General features: G+C 41.1%; 24 protein-coding genes. All 24 read right to left on the bottom strand.

The annotated features are described in order from the left end of the window. Positions 1-2: 2 nt before the first annotated feature. Positions 3-1595, bottom strand: coding sequence for a flagellar basal-body MS-ring/collar protein FliF (gene fliF / locus MHB67_RS07785; RefSeq protein ID WP_024424177.1), 1593 nt, complete (start codon positions 1593-1595; stop codon positions 3-5). Positions 1596-1644: 49 nt separating this feature from the next. Then, positions 1645-1962: a flagellar hook-basal body complex protein FliE gene (fliE, locus tag MHB67_RS07780; protein WP_024424178.1), complete on the bottom strand. Its 318-nt coding sequence runs from the start codon at positions 1960-1962 to the stop codon at positions 1645-1647. 11 nt (positions 1963-1973) lie between these two features. Beyond that, entirely contained in the window at positions 1974-2426 is a 453-nt protein-coding gene (flgC, locus tag MHB67_RS07775) for a flagellar basal body rod protein FlgC (RefSeq protein ID WP_024424179.1), read from the bottom strand. Further along, positions 2426-2815, bottom strand: coding sequence for a flagellar basal body rod protein FlgB (flgB, locus tag MHB67_RS07770; RefSeq protein ID WP_012009952.1), 390 nt, complete (start codon positions 2813-2815; stop codon positions 2426-2428). The genes flgC and flgB overlap by 1 nt, the downstream gene beginning before the upstream one ends. A 288-nt stretch (positions 2816-3103) precedes the next feature. Next, positions 3104-3883 carry a GTP-sensing pleiotropic transcriptional regulator CodY gene (gene codY, locus MHB67_RS07765; RefSeq protein WP_007499612.1) on the bottom strand — a complete coding sequence of 260 codons (780 nt, stop codon included), beginning with the start codon at positions 3881-3883 and terminating at the stop codon, positions 3104-3106. Between the two features lie 34 nt (positions 3884-3917). After that, positions 3918-5318: an HslU--HslV peptidase ATPase subunit gene (gene hslU, locus MHB67_RS07760; RefSeq protein WP_213404799.1), complete on the bottom strand. Its 1401-nt coding sequence runs from the start codon at positions 5316-5318 to the stop codon at positions 3918-3920. A gap of 16 nt (positions 5319-5334) precedes the next feature. After that, complete coding sequence (gene hslV / locus MHB67_RS07755) at positions 5335-5880, bottom strand: ATP-dependent protease subunit HslV (protein ID WP_024424181.1); 546 nt, start codon at positions 5878-5880, stop codon at positions 5335-5337. Positions 5881-5894: 14 nt separating this feature from the next. Then, positions 5895-6812, bottom strand: a complete 918-nt coding sequence (xerC, locus tag MHB67_RS07750) for a tyrosine recombinase XerC (RefSeq protein ID WP_024424182.1) — start codon at positions 6810-6812, stop codon at positions 5895-5897. Positions 6813-6874: 62 nt separating this feature from the next. Then, positions 6875-8179 (bottom strand): FADH(2)-oxidizing methylenetetrahydrofolate--tRNA-(uracil(54)-C(5))-methyltransferase TrmFO, encoded by a 1305-nt coding sequence (trmFO, locus tag MHB67_RS07745; RefSeq protein ID WP_213404798.1) that lies wholly within the window; start codon positions 8177-8179, stop codon positions 6875-6877. A gap of 70 nt (positions 8180-8249) precedes the next feature. Further along, on the bottom strand, positions 8250-10325 hold the full coding sequence (gene topA / locus MHB67_RS07740; RefSeq protein WP_024424184.1) for a type I DNA topoisomerase: 2076 nt from the start codon (positions 10323-10325) through the stop codon (positions 8250-8252). A 193-nt stretch (positions 10326-10518) separates the two neighbouring features. Further along, positions 10519-11421, bottom strand: a complete 903-nt coding sequence (gene dprA / locus MHB67_RS07735; protein ID WP_103132421.1) for a DNA-processing protein DprA — start codon at positions 11419-11421, stop codon at positions 10519-10521. A 63-nt stretch (positions 11422-11484) separates the two neighbouring features. Further along, positions 11485-12387: a succinate--CoA ligase subunit alpha gene (sucD, locus tag MHB67_RS07730; protein WP_007499624.1), complete on the bottom strand. Its 903-nt coding sequence runs from the start codon at positions 12385-12387 to the stop codon at positions 11485-11487. Positions 12388-12409: 22 nt separating this feature from the next. After that, a complete protein-coding gene (sucC, locus tag MHB67_RS07725; RefSeq protein ID WP_151863078.1) occupies positions 12410-13570 on the bottom strand; it encodes an ADP-forming succinate--CoA ligase subunit beta in 1161 nt (386 codons plus the stop codon). Between the two features lie 176 nt (positions 13571-13746). Continuing rightward, a complete protein-coding gene (locus tag MHB67_RS07720) occupies positions 13747-14022 on the bottom strand; it encodes a FlhB-like flagellar biosynthesis protein (protein ID WP_003211418.1) in 276 nt (91 codons plus the stop codon). Beyond that, complete coding sequence (locus tag MHB67_RS07715; RefSeq protein ID WP_172881050.1) at positions 14019-15758, bottom strand: glycosyltransferase; 1740 nt, start codon at positions 15756-15758, stop codon at positions 14019-14021. Before MHB67_RS07715 ends, MHB67_RS07720 begins: the two co-directional genes overlap by 4 nt. Before the next feature lie 26 nt (positions 15759-15784). Next, positions 15785-16549 carry a ribonuclease HII gene (locus MHB67_RS07710; protein ID WP_024426970.1) on the bottom strand — a complete coding sequence of 255 codons (765 nt, stop codon included), beginning with the start codon at positions 16547-16549 and terminating at the stop codon, positions 15785-15787. A gap of 76 nt (positions 16550-16625) precedes the next feature. Next, positions 16626-17474 (bottom strand): ribosome biogenesis GTPase YlqF, encoded by an 849-nt coding sequence (gene ylqF / locus MHB67_RS07705; protein WP_024424188.1) that lies wholly within the window; start codon positions 17472-17474, stop codon positions 16626-16628. 89 nt (positions 17475-17563) lie between these two features. Continuing rightward, positions 17564-17911, bottom strand: a complete 348-nt coding sequence (rplS, locus tag MHB67_RS07700) for a 50S ribosomal protein L19 (RefSeq protein WP_008354510.1) — start codon at positions 17909-17911, stop codon at positions 17564-17566. Between the two features lie 137 nt (positions 17912-18048). Then, positions 18049-18783 (bottom strand): tRNA (guanosine(37)-N1)-methyltransferase TrmD, encoded by a 735-nt coding sequence (gene trmD, locus MHB67_RS07695; RefSeq protein ID WP_024424189.1) that lies wholly within the window; start codon positions 18781-18783, stop codon positions 18049-18051. Continuing rightward, the gene (gene rimM, locus MHB67_RS07690) at positions 18780-19304 is read right to left on the bottom strand and encodes a ribosome maturation factor RimM (protein WP_268416259.1); all 525 of its coding nucleotides are present in this window, start codon (positions 19302-19304) and stop codon (positions 18780-18782) included. The genes trmD and rimM overlap by 4 nt, the downstream gene beginning before the upstream one ends. Before the next feature lie 8 nt (positions 19305-19312). After that, positions 19313-19699 (bottom strand): YlqD family protein, encoded by a 387-nt coding sequence (locus tag MHB67_RS07685; RefSeq protein ID WP_024424191.1) that lies wholly within the window; start codon positions 19697-19699, stop codon positions 19313-19315. 103 nt (positions 19700-19802) lie between these two features. Next, on the bottom strand, positions 19803-20048 hold the full coding sequence (locus MHB67_RS07680; RefSeq protein WP_024424192.1) for a KH domain-containing protein: 246 nt from the start codon (positions 20046-20048) through the stop codon (positions 19803-19805). Next, positions 20048-20320: a 30S ribosomal protein S16 gene (gene rpsP, locus MHB67_RS07675; protein WP_008344841.1), complete on the bottom strand. Its 273-nt coding sequence runs from the start codon at positions 20318-20320 to the stop codon at positions 20048-20050. Before rpsP ends, MHB67_RS07680 begins: the two co-directional genes overlap by 1 nt. Positions 20321-20425: 105 nt before the next feature. Next, a complete protein-coding gene (gene ffh / locus MHB67_RS07670) occupies positions 20426-21766 on the bottom strand; it encodes a signal recognition particle protein (protein ID WP_281237171.1) in 1341 nt (446 codons plus the stop codon). Positions 21767-21772 lie beyond the last annotated feature (6 nt).

Raw genomic sequence — 21772 nt, 5'->3', positions numbered from 1 at the left:
TCCTAATCCTCGGACAGCCAGCTGCGTAGCAATTTAGCAAAGTCTTCTGGTTTTTCTTTTGCCATTTTTTCAAGCTGATTTTTTCTCACCATTTCTTCTGTTTCTGGTTCAGTGTCGATATCAGGAACATCGATTGGTGTACGTTCATCAAACTCAAACTCTTCTTCTTCATCTCTTCTACGCTTGCGTACAAGAAGAATGATAAGAGCGATAATTGCAAGTAGGAGCACACCGCCTACAATATAAACCCAGATTGGAATATTGTTTGAAGGGTTATCTGCCGCAGTTTGCTGTTTACCGTCTAATTTTGATACAGATAAAACGATTTTGTTATCTAAGTCTGCTTGAGTGAGCGCTTGACCATTTGTGTATTCTTTATCAATCGATGTGCTAATGATCGTTGAAAGAATCTTTTTGATATCATCTTGTCTTTCAGCCGTTAAAGAGTTTACATCGTTTGCAGTTGGTGGTTCGACCAATGCTTGAATGCCAACATCTCTGATTTTATAAGGACTTTCTTTGATATCTTTATGAATGCGGTTGACTTCATAATTGATACGATCTTCGCTCTTTTCGTAATCTCCGCTTCCATTCGCTCCATCGGCACCTTGATAATTTGTGACATCATCGTCACCTGTTCCAGCGGTGCCTCCAGCTGCTGCGCCATTACCTGAATAAGTTTCAGCAATCTTTTCAGCGCTGACAGCAATTCCCTGCATGTTTTCTTTATCAACAGGTTCTACAAGGTCTTCTTTTCTTTTTTCTTCAGTAAAATCAATGTCTGTTGTGACCGATACAGCCACTTTATCTTGACCCATCATTGTTCCAAGCAGCTGCTGAATTTTTCTTTGAAGATTCTTTTCGATTTCCTCTTTTTTCTGCTGCTGTGCATCCATTCCACTTGCATAGGAATCGGAGCTGGTGTTTAAGTCGTAGTAGTTGGAATCTTGGTCCATAATGACAATGTTTTCTGTTTTTAAATTCGGCACACTTTTTGAAATAAGATGATAAAGGCCTTTTACTTGCTGCGGTGTGAGCGTGTAGCCTGGCTCAACTTGCAGCACAATGGATGCTGATGCATTACTTTGCTCTTCTCCAACAAAAACGGAATCTTTTGGCAGGTTAATCATCACTTTTGAATCTTTAATCCCATCAATCGTGTTGATCAGATTGGATAGTTCTGTCTGAGTTGCGTCTACTTTCAGAACATCAAATTCATTATCTGTTAAACCGAAGCCTGAATTGTTTGCAAAGAAGGAATAATCAATGTTGCCTGTCTTAGGGAGCCCTTCAGATGCGAGTGTTACTTTTAAAGAATCTGCTTGCTTTTCTGGAACGAGAATCGTTGTTCCATTGTTTGCAAGTTCCGATTTAACGTTTTTGCCATCTAGTTCCTGTTTGATTTGTCCAGCTTCTGCCTCAGACAAGTCTCTAAAGAGCGGAACCATTTTTTCAGAAGAAGCAAAGATGCTAACAACCGTAATAATGATTGCTAGGGCAGCAACGCCGCCAATCATGAGTATTTTTTGTAATTTTGATCGATTTCGCCAAAACTCAACTGTTTTTGTTCTTAATTGCATTAAAGTACGATTCATCTTAACCCCCGGTCATTCCATTCAGTCTTTTTTTGTCCACCAGCACCTCCTACATCTGCATTCTCATAATCTCTTGGTACGCTTCGACTGCTTTATTTCGAAACTCTGTTGCAGCTGTGAGTGTAACACTCGCTTTTTGCGAGGCAATCATGACTTCATCGAGATTGACATCTTTTCCTTGTGCAAGCGCATTTGTATACTGGTCTGATTTCAGCTGTGATTGATTTAATGCCTCAATGGAATTCTTCAGCACATCAGAGAAATTCGTTTGACTTTTAGGTGCAGCCGCCTGAACGGGCGTTGCATTCGTCAATTCACTTGCTTGCTGAGCAGTTTGAAGCTGGAAAGGAGATATTGCATTAACCAATTATTTTCACCTTACTTTCCTATTTCTAAAGCTTTCATCAGCATGCTTTTATTCGCATTTAGAGCAGTCACGTTTGCTTCATATGATCTTGAGCTGCTGATGAGGTCGACCATTTCTTTTAATGGATCGACATTTGGTGTTTGAACATATCCATTTTCATTGGCATCGGGATTTGTAGGATCATATTGAAGGTTGAATGGAGTTTCGTCTTCAGTAATCTTTGTTACTTTGACGCCGTTTCCTAATTTGCCGCTCGAATTCATACTTGAGTTCAATATAGATGAAAACGATTCACCTGACGGCTGTAATGTGACAAGCTTACGTCTATAAGGCTCCCAGTTGCCATCAACCTGTTTAGCTCTTGTTGTATCCATATTTGCAAGGTTTGAGGATACAACGTCCATTCTGAGCCTCTGTGCCGTTAATGCTGAGGCCGAAGCGTTCACTCCTGAAAAAATCGACATCACTTACCTCCTGTCAAAACTGTTTTAAGAGAATTGAATTTCCCGCTCATTCTTTCCACCAGCGCATTATACTGAATTTGGTTTTTAGCGAGTTCACTCATCTCTTGATCAATATCGACATTATTTCCGTTTTCTTGATAAGAAGTACGGTTGCTCGAAACAACTGAATAATTAGACCCTGTTTTTGAAAAATCAATGTGACCTTGGTATGTTTTTTTAGCATCTAATTTGATTGACGCATCATTTAGCATGTCATGGAATGCGACGTTTTTCGACTTGTAGTTCGGTGTGTCTATATTTGCGATATTATTGCTTATGACTTTTTGCTTAACATTCGCTCTGCCCAAGGCATTCTCAAGGTTGCTTATCGTTCCAGAAAATATATCCAAAACCATATACCTCCAATCATATGTATTTCATTCCATTTAATCATGTCGAGATTTGTAAAACCATATGTTCATTGTAAGAAATAATAGGATTAAAGTCTATGATGTATATGTAAAAAAAACTCGTAATATATATCTATTTTACGAATAGGTATAAAGGCCTAGATTCAAAGCACTACAGATTTGTAAGGGGTTTCTTGGAAAAAAGAGTGACATTTTTCGGACAAATCCTCATTTTTTCACATAAAAAAACCCTTTTCAGCATTTATTTCGGCCAAAAAGGGTTTTTGATTAATGAGATTTTAAATTTTCGAGTTCAATTAAAAATTTGTTGTTTAACACTTTGATGTACGTTCCCTTCATTCCAAGAGAACGAGATTCAATGACGCCTGCACTTTCTAACTTACGTAAGGCGTTTACGATCACTGAGCGCGTGATCCCTACACGGTCTGCAATTTTACTTGCAACGAGAAGACCTTCGTTTCCATCCAGCTCTTCAAAAATGTGCTCAATCGCTTCAAGCTCACTGTAGGAAAGAGAGCTAATCGCCATTTGAACAACCGCTTTACTTCTTGCTTCTTCTTCGATTTCCTCTGCTTTCTCGCGAAGAATCTCCATTCCAACAACTGTTGCCCCGTATTCAGCAAGAATTAAATCATCATCTGTGAATGTATCTTGTAAGCGGGACAGGATTAACGTACCTAAACGATCTCCTCCACCGATAATTGGAACAATTGTTGTTAAACCTGATTGGAATAAGTCCCGGTTTTCAATCGGGAAAGCTGTATATTCACTGTTAATGTCAAGGTTTGAAGACGTTTCAGGGACATTGAATAGACTCTTTGTATATTCTTCAGGGAACTGACGATCTTCAAGCATTTTTTTCATACGTGCATTTTCGATCTGTTGATTAATGGAGTAGCCAAGAAGCTTTCCCCTTCTGCTTAATACGAAAATGTTTGAATCAATGACATCTCTCAGTGTTTCTGCCATTTCTTTGAAATTAACTGGTTTCCCCGCTGCATCTTGCAGCATTGAGTTAATAATCCTTGTTTTTTGTAGTAACGCCATAATAATGATCCTCCTAGATTACTTTATTCATTTGTTAAAGTATAAATTGACTTAAATCTTTGTTATTTGCAATCTTTCCTAGCTTCTCTTCGACATACTGAGGTGTAATGGTCACTGTCTCCATCGTAATATCAGGCGCCTCAAATGAAAGCTCTTCAAGCAGCTTCTCAAGTATGGTATGAAGCCTTCTTGCACCGATGTTATCCGTCTCCTGATTGACATGATAAGCCACTTCGGCAATCTTATGAATAGCATCGTCAGAAAATTCAAGAGATATACCTTCTGTTTCAAGTAAAGCTTTATATTGCTTTAATAATGCATTATCTGGTTCCGTTAAGATTTTCACAAAGTCTTCTATACTTAATTTATCTAATTCTACACGGATTGGGAAGCGTCCCTGAAGCTCTGGAATTAAATCTGATGGCTTTGCCATATGAAATGCACCTGCTGCAACAAACAGCACATGATCAGTTTTAACGGCACCATATTTCGTCATCACAGTTGAACCTTCTACAATCGGTAAAATATCACGCTGAACCCCTTCACGAGAAACATCTGCAGATGATGCACCACCGCTTTTGGCGATTTTGTCGATTTCATCGATAAAAATAATTCCTTGCTGCTCTGCTTTGTAGACCGCTTCCTGACTGACTTCATCCATATCAATCAGTTTTGAAGCTTCCTCAGCCGTTAACGCCTTTCTTGCTTCTCTGACAGTCAGCTTTCTGCGTTTTTTCTTTTTAGGCATGAGATTGCCGAGCGCATCCTGCATGTTCATACCCATTTGCTCCATACCCGAGCCTTGAAGCATATCAAACATGGAAGGCTGCTGTTCTTCTACTTCAATCGTAACGTAATAATCTTCAAGTTCTCCCATCGCCAGCTGATGAGCGATTCGCTTTCTTGTCGATTCGAGTTCCACTTCTTCATTTGAATGATCTCGATCACGGTCATCTTCATCAGAACCGCCAAACAGCATCTCAAACGGATTTTTCACAGACTGGCTTTTTTTCTTGCCAGGAACAAGTAAATGAACAAGACGTTTATTTGCTTGTTTTTCTGCTTCCTCTTGAACATCTTTCATCTTTTCTTCTTTGACGAGTCTAATCGCTGTTTCAACTAAATCTCTCACCATGGACTCTACGTCACGGCCGACATAACCCACTTCAGTAAATTTCGTCGCTTCCACTTTAATAAAAGGCGCACCAGAAATTCGAGCAATTCTGCGGGCAATTTCTGTTTTCCCCACACCTGTTGGACCGATCATTAAAATGTTTTTAGGAACGACTTCATCCTTTAGCTTATCATGCAAAAGACTTCTTCTGTAACGGTTTCTTAAAGCCACCGCCACTGCTTTTTTCGCATCAAGCTGACCAATGATGTATTGATCAAGCTTTTCAACTATCTCTCTTGGGGTGAACGGCTTTTTCTCCATACGTCTCATGTCCTTTCTATTCAAGCTCTTCTAAAGTGATTTGATCGTTCGTGTAGACACAGATTTCTCCGGCCGTTTCAAGAGCGGCCTTTGCAATTTCTCTCGCTGAGAGATGATCACCTGCATGGGTTTTGAGTGCTCTCCCGGCGCTAAGCGCATAGTTGCCGCCTGAGCCAATGGCCAAAATCCCATCATCTGGTTCAATGACCTCTCCAGTTCCAGAGACGAGCAGAATGCTTTCTTTATTCATGACAATGAGCATAGCCTCAAGCTGCCTTAGCATCTTGTCACTTCGCCATTCCTTCGCTAGTTCTACGGCTGCCCGCTTTAGGTTACCACCATATTCTTCAAGCTTTGTTTCAAACTTTTCAAAGAGTGTAAAAGCATCTGCTACTGAACCTGCAAAACCCGCAAGCACCTTGCCTCCGAAAAGACGGCGCACTTTTTTTGCTGTGTGTTTCATCACGACAGCCTGCCCGAAAGTGACTTGACCGTCGCCAGCCATTGCACTTTTTCCTTTATGCTGAACGGCAAAGATGGTTGTTGCATGAAATGATGACATGAAAAAACCTCCTTTTAGGATCGTTTAAAAGCCCTTGGGTGATGAGACATGTACGTGTTTCTTAAAGAATCTTTTGATACATGCGTGTACACCTGTGTAGATGATAAATTTGAATGACCGAGAAGTTCTTGAACACTTCTCAAATCCGCCCCCTCGTTTAAGAGATGCGTGGCAAAGGTGTGCCTTAACATGTGAGGATGGATATGTAATGTACCTGACGCCTTTTTCATTAATTCAGTGAGAATGAATCGTACACCTCGGTCTGTAAGAGGCGTCCCGCGCTGATTCAAAAACACATGAGTATCAGCGCGGTCTTTCCCTTTAGATTTCAGCTTCTGCCTTCCATCCTCTAAATAAGTAATGAGCGCTTCATGAGCATATGACCCGAAAGGAACATACCGCTGCTTGCTGCCTTTCCCATGAACAAGCACTGTATCCATCGATAAATCAAGATCAGATTCTTTTAATGAACATAACTCACTGACCCTCATACCTGTTGCATAAAGAAGTTCTAAAATGGCTTGATTTCTTTGCCCAAGCGGTGTGCTGACATCAGAAACTGTAAAAAGCTCTTTTAGTTCCTCTTCATACAAAAATGAAGGAATCCGCTTATCCTGCTTTGGTAAGCTAACGAGTAAAAAAGGATTTTCTTTCACAAGCTGTTCTCTTAATAAAAATTTATAAAAGCTGCGAAGCGCAGAGACTTTCTTACTAATCGTTCTTCTTGTCAGGCCTTTTTCATAAGCTTCTGTTAAATAAATTCTCGTATCTTGATAGGATACCTCTTCAAAACCGTCTATTCCTTGAATGTTCATAAATCTGACAAACTCTTCAATGGCTTCTGTATATCCTGAGATCGTTAAAGCTGAATAGTTTTTTTCAATTTGCAGATATTCAATGAATAAGTGGACAAGACGCTGTTTATTCGTCATTTTTACACCTCTTTAAGGCTTTTAAATGGTATCACATATCTTGCTTTCCGTGCAATGTTTTACTACAGAGATTTCGAAATAGTTTGAATAGTTTCGATTGCGCGCTTAGCGTACTCTGCATAACGTTCTTGTTTGTTTTTAATTCGAACTCCTAGATCTTTCAGCAAACCAAAGTTCGCATTCATCGGCTGGAAGCTTTTCTTGTTTGTCGATGTGATGTAGTGAGCCATACTGCCAATCGCCGTCTCCTCAGGAAGTGTCACAAGCTCTTCTCCTTTGACAAAACGAGCGGCGTTAATTCCAGCCACAAGTCCGGACGCTGCGGACTCAACATACCCTTCAACGCCTGTCATTTGTCCGGCAAAGAATAGGTCATCTCTATTTTTAAACTGATAAGTCGGTCTTAAAAGACTTGGCGAGTTAATAAATGTATTACGGTGCATCACGCCGTAACGAACAATTTCTGCTTCTTCAAGGCCTGGAATCAAACGGAATACTTCCTTTTGATCGCCCCACTTCAGATGTGTCTGGAAGCCAACGATGTTATATAAAGTACCTGCTGCATCATCCTGTCTTAATTGAACAACAGCGTAAGGTCTTTTTCCTGTTTTCGGATCTTCCAGTCCTACTGGCTTCATCGGACCAAACAGCATCGTTTTCTTTCCTCTTTTCGCCATGACTTCAATTGGCATACAGCCTTCAAAGAAGATTTCTTTTTCAAATTCTTTTAATGGCACAGTTTCAGCAGAAATGAGTGCCTCATAAAAACGATCGAATTCTTCTTCTGTCATTGGACAGTTTAAATAAGCGGCTTCTCCTTTGTCATAGCGTGATTTCAAGTACACCTTATCCATATCAATGCTGTCTTTCTCTAGAATAGGCGCCGCTGCATCGTAGAAATAGAGATATTCTTCTCCTGTTAACGATTTTAATTCTTTTGAAAGTGCTTCTGTTGTCAGCGGGCCAGTCGCGATAATTGTCGGACCTTCTGGAATGCTCTGCACCTCTTCTTGAAAGACAGTAACATTCGGATGATTTTTCACGCGGTCAGTCACGTTTGCTGCAAATTCATGACGGTCTACTGCAAGCGCACCGCCAGCAGGAACTGAGCTTTCATCTGCTGCTGCGATAATAGCTGAATCTAAATGACGCATTTCTTCCTTTAATACACCTACTGCATTCGTCAAAGCATTCGCACGCAGTGAGTTGCTGCATACAAGCTCCGCAAATTTATCTGTGTGGTGAGCCGGCGTTTGTTTCACAGGTCTCATTTCATATAAATTGACTTTAATCCCTCGTTTAGCGATTTGCCATGCAGCTTCACTTCCAGCTAAACCGGCTCCGATCACATTTACAAATTGACTCATTGTACAACTCTCCTATTTCGTAAGGTCTGTTTGATGACATAAAAAAGCAGGTGAACAAGGCTGCTCACCGCTATTTTTGTTGTTCCTCTTTATAATCACAGTTGACACATTGAACTTGAACGCCTTTTTTCAGCTTTTTCTCTACAAGCATATTTTCGCATTTTGGACACTTTCTTTCAATTGGTTTGTCCCAAGAGACGAATTCACACTCTGGAAAACGATCACAGCCGTAAAAAATGCGGCGTTTTTTCGATTTTCGTTCAACAATGTTTCCTTCATGACATGACGGGCATTTGACCCCGATATCTTTGACAATTGGTTTTGTATTGCGGCAGTCAGGAAAGTTAGAGCACGCCATGAACTTGCCGTATCTACCCATTTTGTACACCATCGGATGTCCGCACTCTTCACAATCAACACCTGCGTATTCCGGCTCAATCTCAACTTCTTGCATCTCTGCTTCAGCTTTTTCTACCCGTTTTGCAAAGTCTTGATAGAAGCTGTCGATAATACGAACCCATTCGATCGTACCTTCTTCAACACTATCAAGTTCCTTTTCCATTTTCGCTGTAAATTCAACGTTAATGATTTCAGGGAAGAATTCAATGATTAAGTTGAGTACAATCTCTCCAAGCTCTGTCGGAGTAAATCGTTTATTATCAAGTGCGACATAGCCGCGCTTTTGAATTGTATCTAATGTTGGTGCATACGTAGATGGACGGCCTATACCGAGCTCTTCAAGTGTTTTGACCAATCTTGCCTCAGTGTAACGCGGAGGCGGCTGTGTGAAGTGCTGTTCAGGTTCGATATCTTTTGAAAGAACTGTGTCCCCTTCTTTCAGATCAGGAAGCATTTTGTCCTTTTCCTCTAGCTGGTCGTCCTTTCCTTCCACATAAACCTTCATAAACCCAGGGAATTTTACTTTACTGCCATTCGCACGGAAAGTAAGACCGTTATGATCAAGGTCCACACTCATTGTATCAAGAACAGCCGGCGCCATTTGGCTTGCCACGAATCGTTCCCAAATCAATTTGTACAGACGAAGCTGATCACGGCTTAGCACGTGCTTGACATCTGCCGGTTTTCTTAACGTCGAAGTCGGGCGGATGGCTTCGTGAGCATCTTGTGCATTTTCATTCTTTTTAGCTGTTCGTTTTGTTGTGTTTAAGAAATTCTTGCCGTACGTCTGATCAATGAAGGCAGATACTTCTTCAATCGCTGTATTGGAAATACGTGTTGAGTCCGTTCTCATATATGTAATGAGACCGACTGTACCTTCTTTACCAAGATCAATTCCTTCATATAATTGCTGTGCAATCATCATTGTCTTTTTCGCACGGAAGTTTAATTTTCTTGCAGCCTCCTGCTGTAAAGTAGAGGTCGTAAACGGAACAGCTGGATTACGTTTACGCTCTTTTTTCGTTACTTTCTCTACAGAGAATTTGCTTCCCTTTAATTTCGAAAGGATTTCTTTTACATCTTCTTTTGTTTTCAATGGATGTTTTTTGCCATTGAGGCCAAAGAAACTCGCTTCGAAGCTTTCTTTTCCTTTTAGGAATGTACCGTCAATTGTCCAGTATTCTTCTGGTTTAAATTCATTAATTTCATTCTCGCGATCAATAATCAGGCGGAGTGCAACTGATTGAACACGTCCGGCACTTAAGCCCTTTTTCACTTTCTTCCATAAAATCGGACTGATTTTATACCCAACGAGACGATCTAAGATCCGTCTTGCCTGCTGCGCATCAACTAGGTCCATATTGATCATACGTGGATGCTTAAAGGAATCTTTAATCGCATCCTTTGTAATCTCGTTAAAAACAACGCGGCAGTCAGAAGAGAGGTCAAGGTCAAGGCTGTGTGCTAAATGCCAAGCAATCGCTTCTCCCTCTCTATCGGGGTCAGCTGCGAGATATACTTTTTTTGCTTTTTTCGCCGCTGTTTTTAATTCTTTTAAAACTGGGCCTTTTCCGCGAATCGTAATATACCTCGGTTCGAAGTCATGCTCAGTGTCAACACCGAGCTGACTTTTCGGTAAATCCCTTACGTGTCCCATTGAAGCTTTTACTTTATACTTTTTTCCTAAATAACGTTCAATCGTTTTCGCCTTTGCTGGCGACTCAACGATGACTAAATAATCAGCCATACTCAAAATCCCCCTTAAGAGGTGTTCTCTCTTTATACATTTCACAATTCATATTTATGTTAATTGCACCTATCTAACAGGCAATCATTAAAAATTCTTTATGATGAACATCATTATAAACACGAAAAACAAAGTGTAAACTTAAATCCTCACTATTATTAAATATTCCGATGTCTTTTGTCAAACGATATTTTTATGAGAGTTCAGTATATTGAACGCTGCGGAAGGAGAATTCCTCTAAAATATCCTTTGTGGAATGAACAAGCTTTGCCCCCTGCTGAATGAGTCTTGCCGGACCTGTGGAATTAGGATCAAAGATGGATCCCGCAACCGCAAATACTTCTTTGCCTTGCTCAAGCGCTTGATAGGCTGTAATAAGAGAACCGCTCTTTTCTTTGCACTGAATCACGATGGTTCCTTTCGTCAATGCACTAATTAAACGATTTCTCATTGGAAAATGCCACTTTTCTGGTTTGACATAAGGCGGATGCTCTGACAAAAGCAAATGATGCTCGCCCATGTATTGAGCCATTTGCACATGCTCTTTTGGGTATACATGCTGAAAACCGCCTGCTATAATGCCGATCGTTTTTCCTTTTTTCCTGATGCACTCTTTATGTGCAAGTCCATCGATTCCTTTAGCTAAACCACTGACAATCATCCAATCTTCCTTGACAAGCTCACCAACAATTTTCTTCACACATGCTTCTCCATAAGATGAGGGAATTCTTGTGCCGACTACACCTAAACTTTTTTCTTCATTTAAATATGATACGTTTCCTTTTAGGAATAACACAGGGGGAGGATCATAAATATTTTTTAGTGTGCTGGGATATAAGGGTGATGTAATGGGAATCATGTGAATGTTTTGCGTTAAATAGGCTTGAACGATATGTTGAAAAATGGGGAATTCATTTTCTTCAGCTTGTTTTAAGCGGGTAAAGTCGATCGTTTGTAATGCTCGATCCTGTTTAAAATGATGTGTTTCTTCATTTATATATAGCTCAGGATCGACTTTCCACCATTTTGTTAATAATGAGGGTGAGATGAGGCCTTTTAAGCGGTGAAAAATCATTCTTTCGGACACGTTGTACATACCATTCCTCCAGTTTAAGATAGAAAGAAGAAGACTTGTCAAAGAACAAGTCTTCTTGTGTCATTAATGCGTTTTACAAGCTTCGAAGAGATTTTTCTCTTTTAATACTTTAATCAATGTTTCTCCCATGACAGATGGTGTTTCTGCCACTTCAATTCCACATTCACGCATTGTTTTTACCTTTTCATCAGCTGTTCCTTTACCACCAGAAATAATGGCACCAGCATGTCCCATACGTTTTCCTGGAGGCGCCGTTTTACCGCCAATAAAGCCAACGACTGGTTTAGTCATATTTGCTTTTACCCATTCAGCTGCTTCTTCTTCAGCCGTACCGCCGATTTCACCGATCATAATCACAGCATGTGTTTCAGGGTCTTCATTGAATGCTTTTAACACATCAATAAAGTTTGTCCCATTTACCGGGTCCCCCCCGATTCCTACAGCTGTCGATTGACCAACGCCAGCTTCTGAAAGCTGATGTACCGCTTCATATGTAAGCGTTCCAGAACGAGAAACAACACCCACATGACCTTTTTTATGAATGTAGCCAGGCATGATACCAATTTTACATTCTTCAGGTGTGATGACACCTGGGCAGTTTGGTCCAACTAGTCTTGTCTTTTTCCCTTCCATATACCGTTTCACTTTGACCATGTCAAGCACTGGAATATGTTCTGTGATACAAATGACGAGATCAACTTCTGCGTCAACAGCCTCTAAAATGGCATCTGCCGCAAATGGTGCTGGTACATAGATAACAGAAGCGTTCGCTCCAGTAGTCTGCACTGCTTCAGATACAGTATTAAATACAGGAACTCCTTCTACTTCAGTTCCACCTTTTCCAGGTGTGACACCGCCAACAATATTTGTCCCGTACTCAATCATTTGTTTTGTATGGAACAATGCGGTTGAACCGGTAATCCCCTGAACAATTACTCTCGTATTTTTATTAATAAATACACTCATTTAGGTTCCCTGCCTTTCTGCTCTACTTGACTAAAGATACAATCTTTTCTGCCCCGTCAGCCATAGACTCAGCAGAAGTGATATTTAAGCCTGAATCACTCAGGATTTTCTTCCCTAATTCAACGTTTGTTCCTTCAAGACGTACAACGAGTGGTAATGTTAAGCCGACTTGTTTCGTCGCTTCAACAACACCTTCTGCAATCACATCACATTTCATGATGCCGCCAAAAATGTTCACGAAAATCCCTTTAACATTTTGATCAGATAAGATGATTTTAAATGCTTCCGTTACTTTTTGAGCTGTTGCACCGCCGCCAACATCTAGGAAGTTTGCAGGGTCCCCGCCGTAATGCTTGATGATATCCATTGTAGACATCGCAAGACCTGCTCCATTGACCATACAGCCAATATTTCCATCTAGAGAAATGTAGCTTAAGTCATATTTAGATGCTTCAATTTCTTTTGGATCCTCTTCATCAAGGTCACGGTATTCTAATATATCTTTTTGTCTATATAAGGCATTGCTATCAAAGTTTAATTTTGCATCAAGTGCCATGACTTTTCCATCGCCTGTTACAACAAGTGGATTAATCTCAGCAATTGAACAATCTTTTTCAATAAACGCATTGTAAAGGCTTGTCATAAACTTAACAGCTTGGCCAACTAATTTTGTTGGAATATTAATTTTAAATGCCACTTCTCTCGCCTGATAGCCTTGCAGACCAATCGCTGGATCGATGACCACTTTGACGATTTTTTCTGGCGTTTTTTCTGCTACTTCTTCAATTTCAGTACCGCCTTCTTCAGATGCCATCAATACAATTCTTGATGTCGCTCTGTCCAAAACTAGTCCAACATAGTATTCCTTTTGAATATCGCAGCCTTCTTCAATAAGTAAGCGTTTTATTTCGCGCCCTTCAGGCCCTGTTTGATGTGTGACAAGTGTCTTGCCGAGCAATTCCTCTGCAAACCCTTTCACTTCATCTTTCGTTTTTGCAATTTTTACCCCGCCTGCTTTACCACGGCCGCCTGCATGAATCTGTGCTTTTACGACATATACAGAGCTCCCTAGCTCTTCTGATGCTTTCACTGCTTCATCAGGTGTAAATGCTACTTTACCATTTGGAACTGAAACCCCATATTTTCTTAGGATTTCTTTTCCTTGGTACTCATGGATATTCATTTCCCATCCTCCCAACATATGTAGAAACAAAAATTATAAAATAGACTGCGCTTTCATTTTAAAGAATAAAAAAGAGAATGTCTAGGGTTCTATGTAAAATCGTAAAATCCTTCTAAACATTCAAACTTTTATTTTATTAAAAATATAAATTTTTCAGCCAAATCACTTATTTTACCTTATTTTTTCATTTTTTGATCTAACCTGTAGATAAACGAAAAAATTTCTGCTACAGTATCGTATAACGCTTCAGGGATCTCCTCATCTAATGTTAAGTGGCGCATGAGTTCGACTAAATTACGGTCTTCCTGGATTGGGACTCCCGACTTTTTTGCTTCTTCAATAATATGATCTGCCACATAGCCGCTGCCTGTTGCAACGACTTTTGGCGCCTTTTGTTTTTCTTCATCGTAATGCAGAGCGACCGCTCTTCTAAGCGGTTTTGAATCCTTCATACTCGTAAGTCCAGCCCTTTCTCGCTGATTTTATGAAAGTGTTCATCTAGAAATTGAGACGGATCTACTGGCTCTTGTCTCTTTTTTGCTGTAATTCCCGTTAAACTGTATCCTAGCGCATTTAAATTCTCTCGAACAGCCGGAATCATTGGATTAATGGTGCCTTGCAGTTCATGGGCTGTCTCGACTGTAATGGACATGACCTTTTGCTGAATCGTACAGTCTATCAAGGTTTCTTCAAGGTTTTCCATGTTTAAATAAAACATGAGGCGGCACTGAGAAATATCAATAGAGCCATCTTTTTTCTTATGTCCTTTTAGAATAAAGGTTAAATCTTGAACACTATGTTTTGAGAAAAGCGGATAGGAAATCATCATTTGACTGACGGTTTGGTTCTCCTGCTGCACAAATAACTGCCCATTCAATCTATGAAATAATTGATCCACTTCTTTTTTAATGGGCTCTGGTAAATCAGCCTGTCTCACATCATTTAAGGTAAGCTTTAATTGGTGCAGCTCCTGACTTTTGACATCCTGGCTGCCTTTTTCAAGCAGTTTCAGCATACCAATTTCATCACGTACACCTATTGCCTTTTTCATCGTCATAAGTAAATCGAGGACATCGGTTTTATTACTTAATGTTGGTTCTGTCTGCTGCACTACCTGGGCCAAAGCTTTTGCCTCTCTTTTTGACAGGAAGGGAAACTCTTTTTGAAGCACAGCTGCTTTTGCGTCAGGCTGAGATCCTGCCTGCTGGAGCCCGTGCAGCAATGCTGTGAGCTGTTTTAAGTTAGGTTCTTGCTGCCCATCTGCACCTTGTTTCATCAAACTTGCCAGTATCCGCTCAATTTGCTGAGGCGGGATTTGCAGCTCTTCTTTTGGACTTGTTGACTGCTGCACGTTTGTCTGAGGAACTTGGGACGGCTGACGCTCTTGAACGATTGGGGCATGGCTATTTTCTTTTTGCTGAGACGGATTGAGCTGAGTCGTTACTGGTAAACTGCCACCTTGCTTCGCCTCTCCTTCTCTCGCTGCTAGAAGGACCGATAAGAGCTTTTCAGCATGGACGGCTGTCTCTGCATCTACAACTGACCGAACGGCTTGTATAAGGGTCTGTGTGGCGTCTGTGTGCTTCGGCAGCTGTGTTAATTGATTTAATAGCGCTGTTATATCCTGATGAAGGGCAGAGGATGATTTTACGGCTAAAATAGATTGAAGCACCCCCTGCTGGATCGGTAAATCTTTCTTTAAAGCAAAAAGAAGTGACTGGAGCCCTTTCTTCACATCAGCTCCTTGAAGCTGTTCGATCCACTTCACTGCCGTTTTTAACTCTCCTTCGTTGATGACGGACTTTTCCTTTAAAAAAGCTGTAGCTGTCAGCATGTTTTCAAGCCCATTTTTCAGTGAGAGACCTTCTAATAGTTTGGCTGCTGCATCCTTTAATGTCTTAGGATCTTGATCAAATTGCTGAACGGGTCTTAGTTTATTGAGGCTGCCTCCACCCTCTTGTTCAAATTGGAACCAATAAAATGCGTCTGCTTTAAGCTGAGCCGCCAGCTGTGCTTTTATTTTCGTTGAACCTATTTGAACAAGGGCTGTATCATCTCCAAGCATTTTTAGTACTTTACCGAGAATCAGCCGATGAACATTATCCTTCCCTTCGGTGTTTAATGGAACCGATTCGGCCGTATTCAGCCGGCTATTCAGTGCTGTATGTATGTCCTCAACTCTTGTCATCACAGGCAGCCTCCTTAGATTAAAATTTATGATATAACAGATTTCACTGGCGCAAACGATAACCGGTGGATGGGGGTAGCACCATGTGTTTGAATCGCAGCCAGGTGCTCTTTCGTTCCGTACCCTTTATGTTTTTCAAATTGATACTCAGGATACTTACGCCCGTACTCTTCCATCATCTGATCCCTTGTCACCTTCGCAATACATGCACCTGCTGCAATGGATGCACTTTTTGCATCTCCTTTGATGATCTTCTCTTGGTGAGTAGAAAGCGGGAGTGTCATGGCATCTATGAGTAGATAATCAGGTGTATGAGTTAACTGCTCTACAGCTCTTACCATCGCCAGTCTTGATGCCTCGTAAATATTGATTTCATCAATCGTAGCCGCATCAACAATGCCGATTCCGATATCAAGTGCTTCTTTTTGAATTAAATCATAATAAGCCAATCTTTTTTTCTCAGATAATTGCTTTGAGTCGTTTAAACCGAGCAGGACGGTATTTTCCTTTAATATAACGGCTGCTGCCACAACTGGGCCGGCAAGCGGTCCTCTTCCTGCTTCATCTATTCCAGCAATACATGTGTATCCCTGCGCCTTTGCTTTGTTTTCAAATTGCAGCATGTCATCCCATGCCGCGCGAAGTGCTTGCTGCTTTTCTCTCTCTTTGTGCCACTTTTCTATCAGTTTTTGGACACTTTTTCTCGTATCATCTTTCACAAGCTCGCGAATGTAGGACTCGTCTCCTGCATGCTTTTCTATAAGTTCTTTTATTTGTTTCACCGTGTACATAGGCTTTTTCGCAGCCTCCTTCTTTATATCGGCAGTTTTTCGCAAAAAATAAAGACCCGCATGAGCTGCGTGTCTTTTAGCTTTCAGGCTTCTCAAAAGTGAGGGGACCAAATTTTTCTGTTCGAATATCCCGAATAATGATTTCGGTGGTTTTGTCATAGTTTATGAATCCCCCGCTCATTAGACAGCCGCGCTTAGTGCCAATTGCATCAAACAGCTCAACCGTATCTTCAGGTATCTCCGCTAGGTCATAGCGTTTTTTTAATCGCTCTGGGTAGTTCTCTTCTAGAAAACGAAGTGCATACACAGCGACATCCTGTAAATTGATGATCGAATCTTTGATCGCTCCAGTCACCGCAAGTCTGAGTCCTACTTGCTCATCTTCAAACTTCGGCCAGAGAATTCCAGGGGTATCGAGCAGTTCTAGTTCTTTCCCTACCTTTACCCATTGCTGTGATGTCGTAATACCAGGCCGGTCTCCTGTTTTGGCAATGTTCTTTTTTGCTAAACGATTGATTAAGGTCGATTTGCCGACGTTGGGAATCCCGATAATCAGTGCTCGAATGGCACGTGGTTTGACACCTTTTGCTTTCATGCGGTCGAATTTTTCTTTTAAAATTTCTTTTGAAGTCGTGATGATCTGATTTAACCCTTGTCCATCGACAGAGTTAATGGCAAGTGACCGAACGCCTTGCTGCTCAAAATGCGCCTGCCACTCCTTTGTCATACGAGGATCTGCTTTATCTGCTTTGTTTAAGAGCATGATTTTGGGTTTGTTTTGAAGGATTTCTTCGATCATTGGGTTTCTAGAGGACATCGGAATTCTTGCATCGGTTAATTCAAATACGATGTCGATGAGCTTTAATTTTTCTGTGACTTCACGTCTTGCTTTTGCCATATGGCCTGGAAACCATTGAATCGTCATATGTGCACCTTCTTTCTTGTACCATTATCTTTATACATTGTACAAAAAAAGAGCCTGTTACAGGTAACAAGCTCTTTCCTTTGATATCATTATCGTCTGATTTCTTTGATACGAGCCGCTTTACCGCGAAGTTCACGTAGGTAGTAAAGTTTCGCACGACGTACCTTACCGTGACGTACAACTTCGATCTTAGCGATTTTTGGTGTGTGTACAGGGAATGTACGCTCAACGCCTACACCGTAAGAGATCTTACGAACTGTGAAAGTTTCGCTGATTCCACCACCACGACGCTTAATTACAACACCTTCAAAGATCTGGATACGCTCACGAGTACCCTCGACAACTTTAACGTGTACACGTAAAGTGTCACCAGGACGGAACGCAGGAAGATCAGTGCGTAATTGTTCTTTTGTGATTTCTTCAATCAAATGTTGCATCGTTTTCAACTCCTTCCAACAGATGCTCATGTCCTCTTTCTTCATTGCAGCGGAACATCGTTTTCAAACTTGGATCAGCAAGCCGTCCAAGTCACAAGTAGTATCATACCATACCTCTATGCCGTGTGCAATACAATCTAGTCATTATGAAGCTGCCAAAGCCATCTTTTTTCTTCATCTGTTAATGTTTTGCAAGAATCGATCAAATCTGGTCTTCTTGTATAGGTTCGCTTCAAGGATTCTTTGCGCCGCCACTCTTCAATTTTGGCATGATTTCCAGAGAGAAGCACGTCCGGCACTTTTAGTCCTTTATAATCAGCTGGCCTTGTATAGTGCGGGTGCTCAAGCAGACCTGTACTGAATGAATCTTCGATGTGAGACGCTTCTTTTCCAAGCACATGAGGCAAAAGCCTGACCACACTGTCTGCAATCATCATCGCTGGCAGCTCTCCGCCTGTGAGGACGAAATCTCCGATTGAGATCTCATCTGTGACAAGATGCTCCCTGATGCGCTCATCGTAGCCTTCATAGTGGCCGCAAATGAACATAAGATGCTCTTCTTTTGCAAGTTCTTCTGCTTTCTTTTGTGTATATCTTTCCCCTTGAGGACAGACAAGAATGATTCGGGGTTTCGTGCTTGCTTTTTTCGTTAAATCTTCTACCGCATCAAATACGGGCTGCGCTTTCAGTACCATACCAGCACCGCCGCCATACGGATAGTCATCCACTGTTTTATGCTTATGATCCGAATACTCTCTAAAATTGACGACTTGAAATGAGACAGCTTCTTTCTCCTGTGCTTTTTTTAAGATCGATGAGTGAAGCACACCTTCGAACATTTCAGGAAAAAGGGTTAAGAAATCGATTTTCATTCGTCAATAAGTCCTTCCATCACTTCAATGTGTACGGTTTTGGATGAGATATCGATCTTTTTGACGACAGATGGTATATATGGAATGAGGACATCTTTTTTGCCTTTTCTTCCAACCACCCACACATCATTTGCCCCTGGCGTAAGGATTTCTTTGATTTGGCCGATCAGCTTGTCCTCTTCATCGTATACTTCACAGCCAATGATTTGGTGGAAATAAAATTCTCCTTCGTCTAATGACCCAAGATGTTCTTTTTCTACCTTTAAGATTGATTCTTTCAAATGCTCTGCTTCATTTAATGAGCTGATTTCTTCAAATGTGAGCAAATCAAACTGTTTGTGCTGGCGATGTGATGCGACAGTCACTTTCAGCGGCTCGCTTTGACCTTGCTTAAAAATATAGAGGACGCTTCCCTTTTTGTAGCGCTCTTCTGGGAAATCCGTCTTTGACACGACGCGTACTTCTCCGCGCACTCCGTGTGTATTGACGATCTTTCCAACATTCAACCATTCTAGCTCCATGTTCTCAATCACCCCTGACGTATTTCCACAATGGTGCCGTCTTTCACGACGATGACATTGTCTTGCATCTTGTCATCCCATTTATCACCTATTTTTACTTCAACCAATGCATCCACTTCTGTTTCTTTCATTTCACTTCCAAGCGGCAAAATATGCAGCTGCTCTACTTGAAAATCAATTTGCCGGATCTTCTCTTGCCTTTTATCGATCGCTTTTTGAAATTGAGGGATGGCTTCTTGCTGATGTGGTTCTTTTTCATGTTTTTTTAGTTGAAAATATAGTTGATTGCATTCACGTTCTAGTCTTTCTTTTTTCTCCAAAAAAGTCGTTAACAGTTTGTCCTTACTGCTTTCAGTTAATACTTGCATCACGGTGACATGTTGAATGATCTGCATCTTCCTTTTTGTCCCCCTATCCGAAGGCATTTGTCCTCTACAGTATAACGAAAAATAGATTTAAACGTGTAAAAAAAGGGGAGGTCCTAAGCCCTCTCCCTTTTTAGTCAGCAATCTCAAGTTGAACTTTCTTAGAAGACTCTGCACTTGCTGCAAAAATGACTGTTCGTATCGCTTTTGCTGTACGTCCCTGCTTTCCGATCACTTTTCCGGTATCTTCAGCATTGACAGACAGTGTGTAAATCACCTGCTCATCTTTTTCTAATGAAGATACGTGAATATCTTCAGGGAAATCAACAAGTGGCTCGACGATGGACACAATCAATTCTTCCAAGGACAGCTCATTCATTATTTGCTGTTTTTCGCATTATGAAATTTTTCAAGAATTCCTTGGCTTGAGAAAAGGTTGCGAACTGTATCAGATGGTTTCGCACCATTTTGAAGCCATTTAAGCGCTAATTCTTCGTTGATTTTCACCTCAGCTGGTGATACCACTGGGTTGTAAGTTCCAACTGTTTCGATGAAACGACCGTCACGTGGTGAACGAGAATCTGCTACAACAATACGATAGAAAGGAGATTTTTTTGCTCCCATACGTTTTAAACGAATTTTTACTGCCATTTTACTAGCACCTCCGAAAATATTTCAACAAGATAGTATATTAACAATGATAAAAGGGTTTGTAAAGTGTTTTTTCTTAACAACGGTTTTATCATGTATAACCAATTACATAAATGGTAATTTAAAGCCCTTTTTCTTTCCTTTGGACATGTTGGTCATTTGCTTCATCATCTTTTTCATTTCATCAAATTGCTTTAAAAGGCGATTGACTTCCTGTACAGATGTTCCGCTTCCTTTTGCAATCCGTTTTCTTCGGCTTGCATTGATGACCTCTGGCTGTTCTTTTTCCTGAGTCGTCATTGATTTAATGATCGCTTCGATGTGATTGAGCTGCTTTTCGTCTACTTGGACGTTTTTGAGCCCTTTCATTTTACCGGCTCCCGGCATCATTTGGATCAGTTCATCAAGAGGACCCATATTCCGAACTTGGCCAAGCTGCTCGAGGAAATCATCGAGCGTGAAGCTCATTGTCCGCATTTTTTGCTCAAGCTCTTTCGCTTTAACTTGGTCGACGTTTGCCTGTGCTTTTTCAATCAGCGTGAGCACATCTCCCATGCCAAGAATTCTTGATGCCATCCGCTCCGGATGGAATGGTTCAATCGCATCAAGCTTTTCTCCTAGTGCAGCGAATTTAATCGGCGTGTTGGTGACAGCTCGAATAGAAAGTGCTGCACCGCCTCTTGTATCACCGTCTAGTTTTGTGAGAACGACACCCGTTAAACCAAGCTGTTCATTAAAGCTTTTCGCGACATTGACAGCATCTTGACCTGTCATAGAGTCAACAACTAGGAAAATTTCTTCTGGATTCGCTACTTCTTTTACTTTCTGAAGTTCATCCATTAATTCTTCATCGATATGAAGACGTCCTGCTGTATCTAAAATGACATAATCATGGTGTTCTTCTTTCGCTTTTTCAATTGCCTGTTTGGCAATTTCGACAGGGCTGACTTGATCACCTAATGAAAACACCGGCATATCAAGCTGTTTCCCGAGCGTTTGAAGCTGCTGGATTGCTGCTGGTCGGTAAATATCAGCAGCCACCATCATCGGCTTGCGATTATGTTTTTTGCGAAGTAAATTGGCAAGCTTCCCAGTTGTGGTTGTTTTACCTGCCCCTTGAAGACCAACCATCATAATGACGGTCGGAGATTTTTTCGCTACAGCGATCTTACTCTCTTCTCCGCCCATTAATTCAGTGAGTTCTTCTTTTACAACTTTAATGACCTGCTGTCCAGGGGTAAGGCTTTTCATGACCTCTTGTCCAACTGCCCGCTCACTTACCTTTTTCACAAAGTCTTTGACTACTTTAAAATTGACGTCAGCTTCAAGAAGGGCAAGGCGTACCTCGCGCATCATTTCTTTTACATCTTGTTCTGACACTTTTCCTTTGCCGCGGATTTTTGAAATCGTCTGCTGCAGTCGGTCGGCTAATCCTTCAAATGCCATACTGTG

It is taken from the genome of Bacillus sp. FSL H8-0516 (genome assembly GCF_038635285.1).
Classification (GTDB): domain Bacteria; phylum Bacillota; class Bacilli; order Bacillales; family Bacillaceae; genus Bacillus; species Bacillus safensis.
This window is presented reverse-complemented; position numbering and strand designations above follow the sequence as displayed.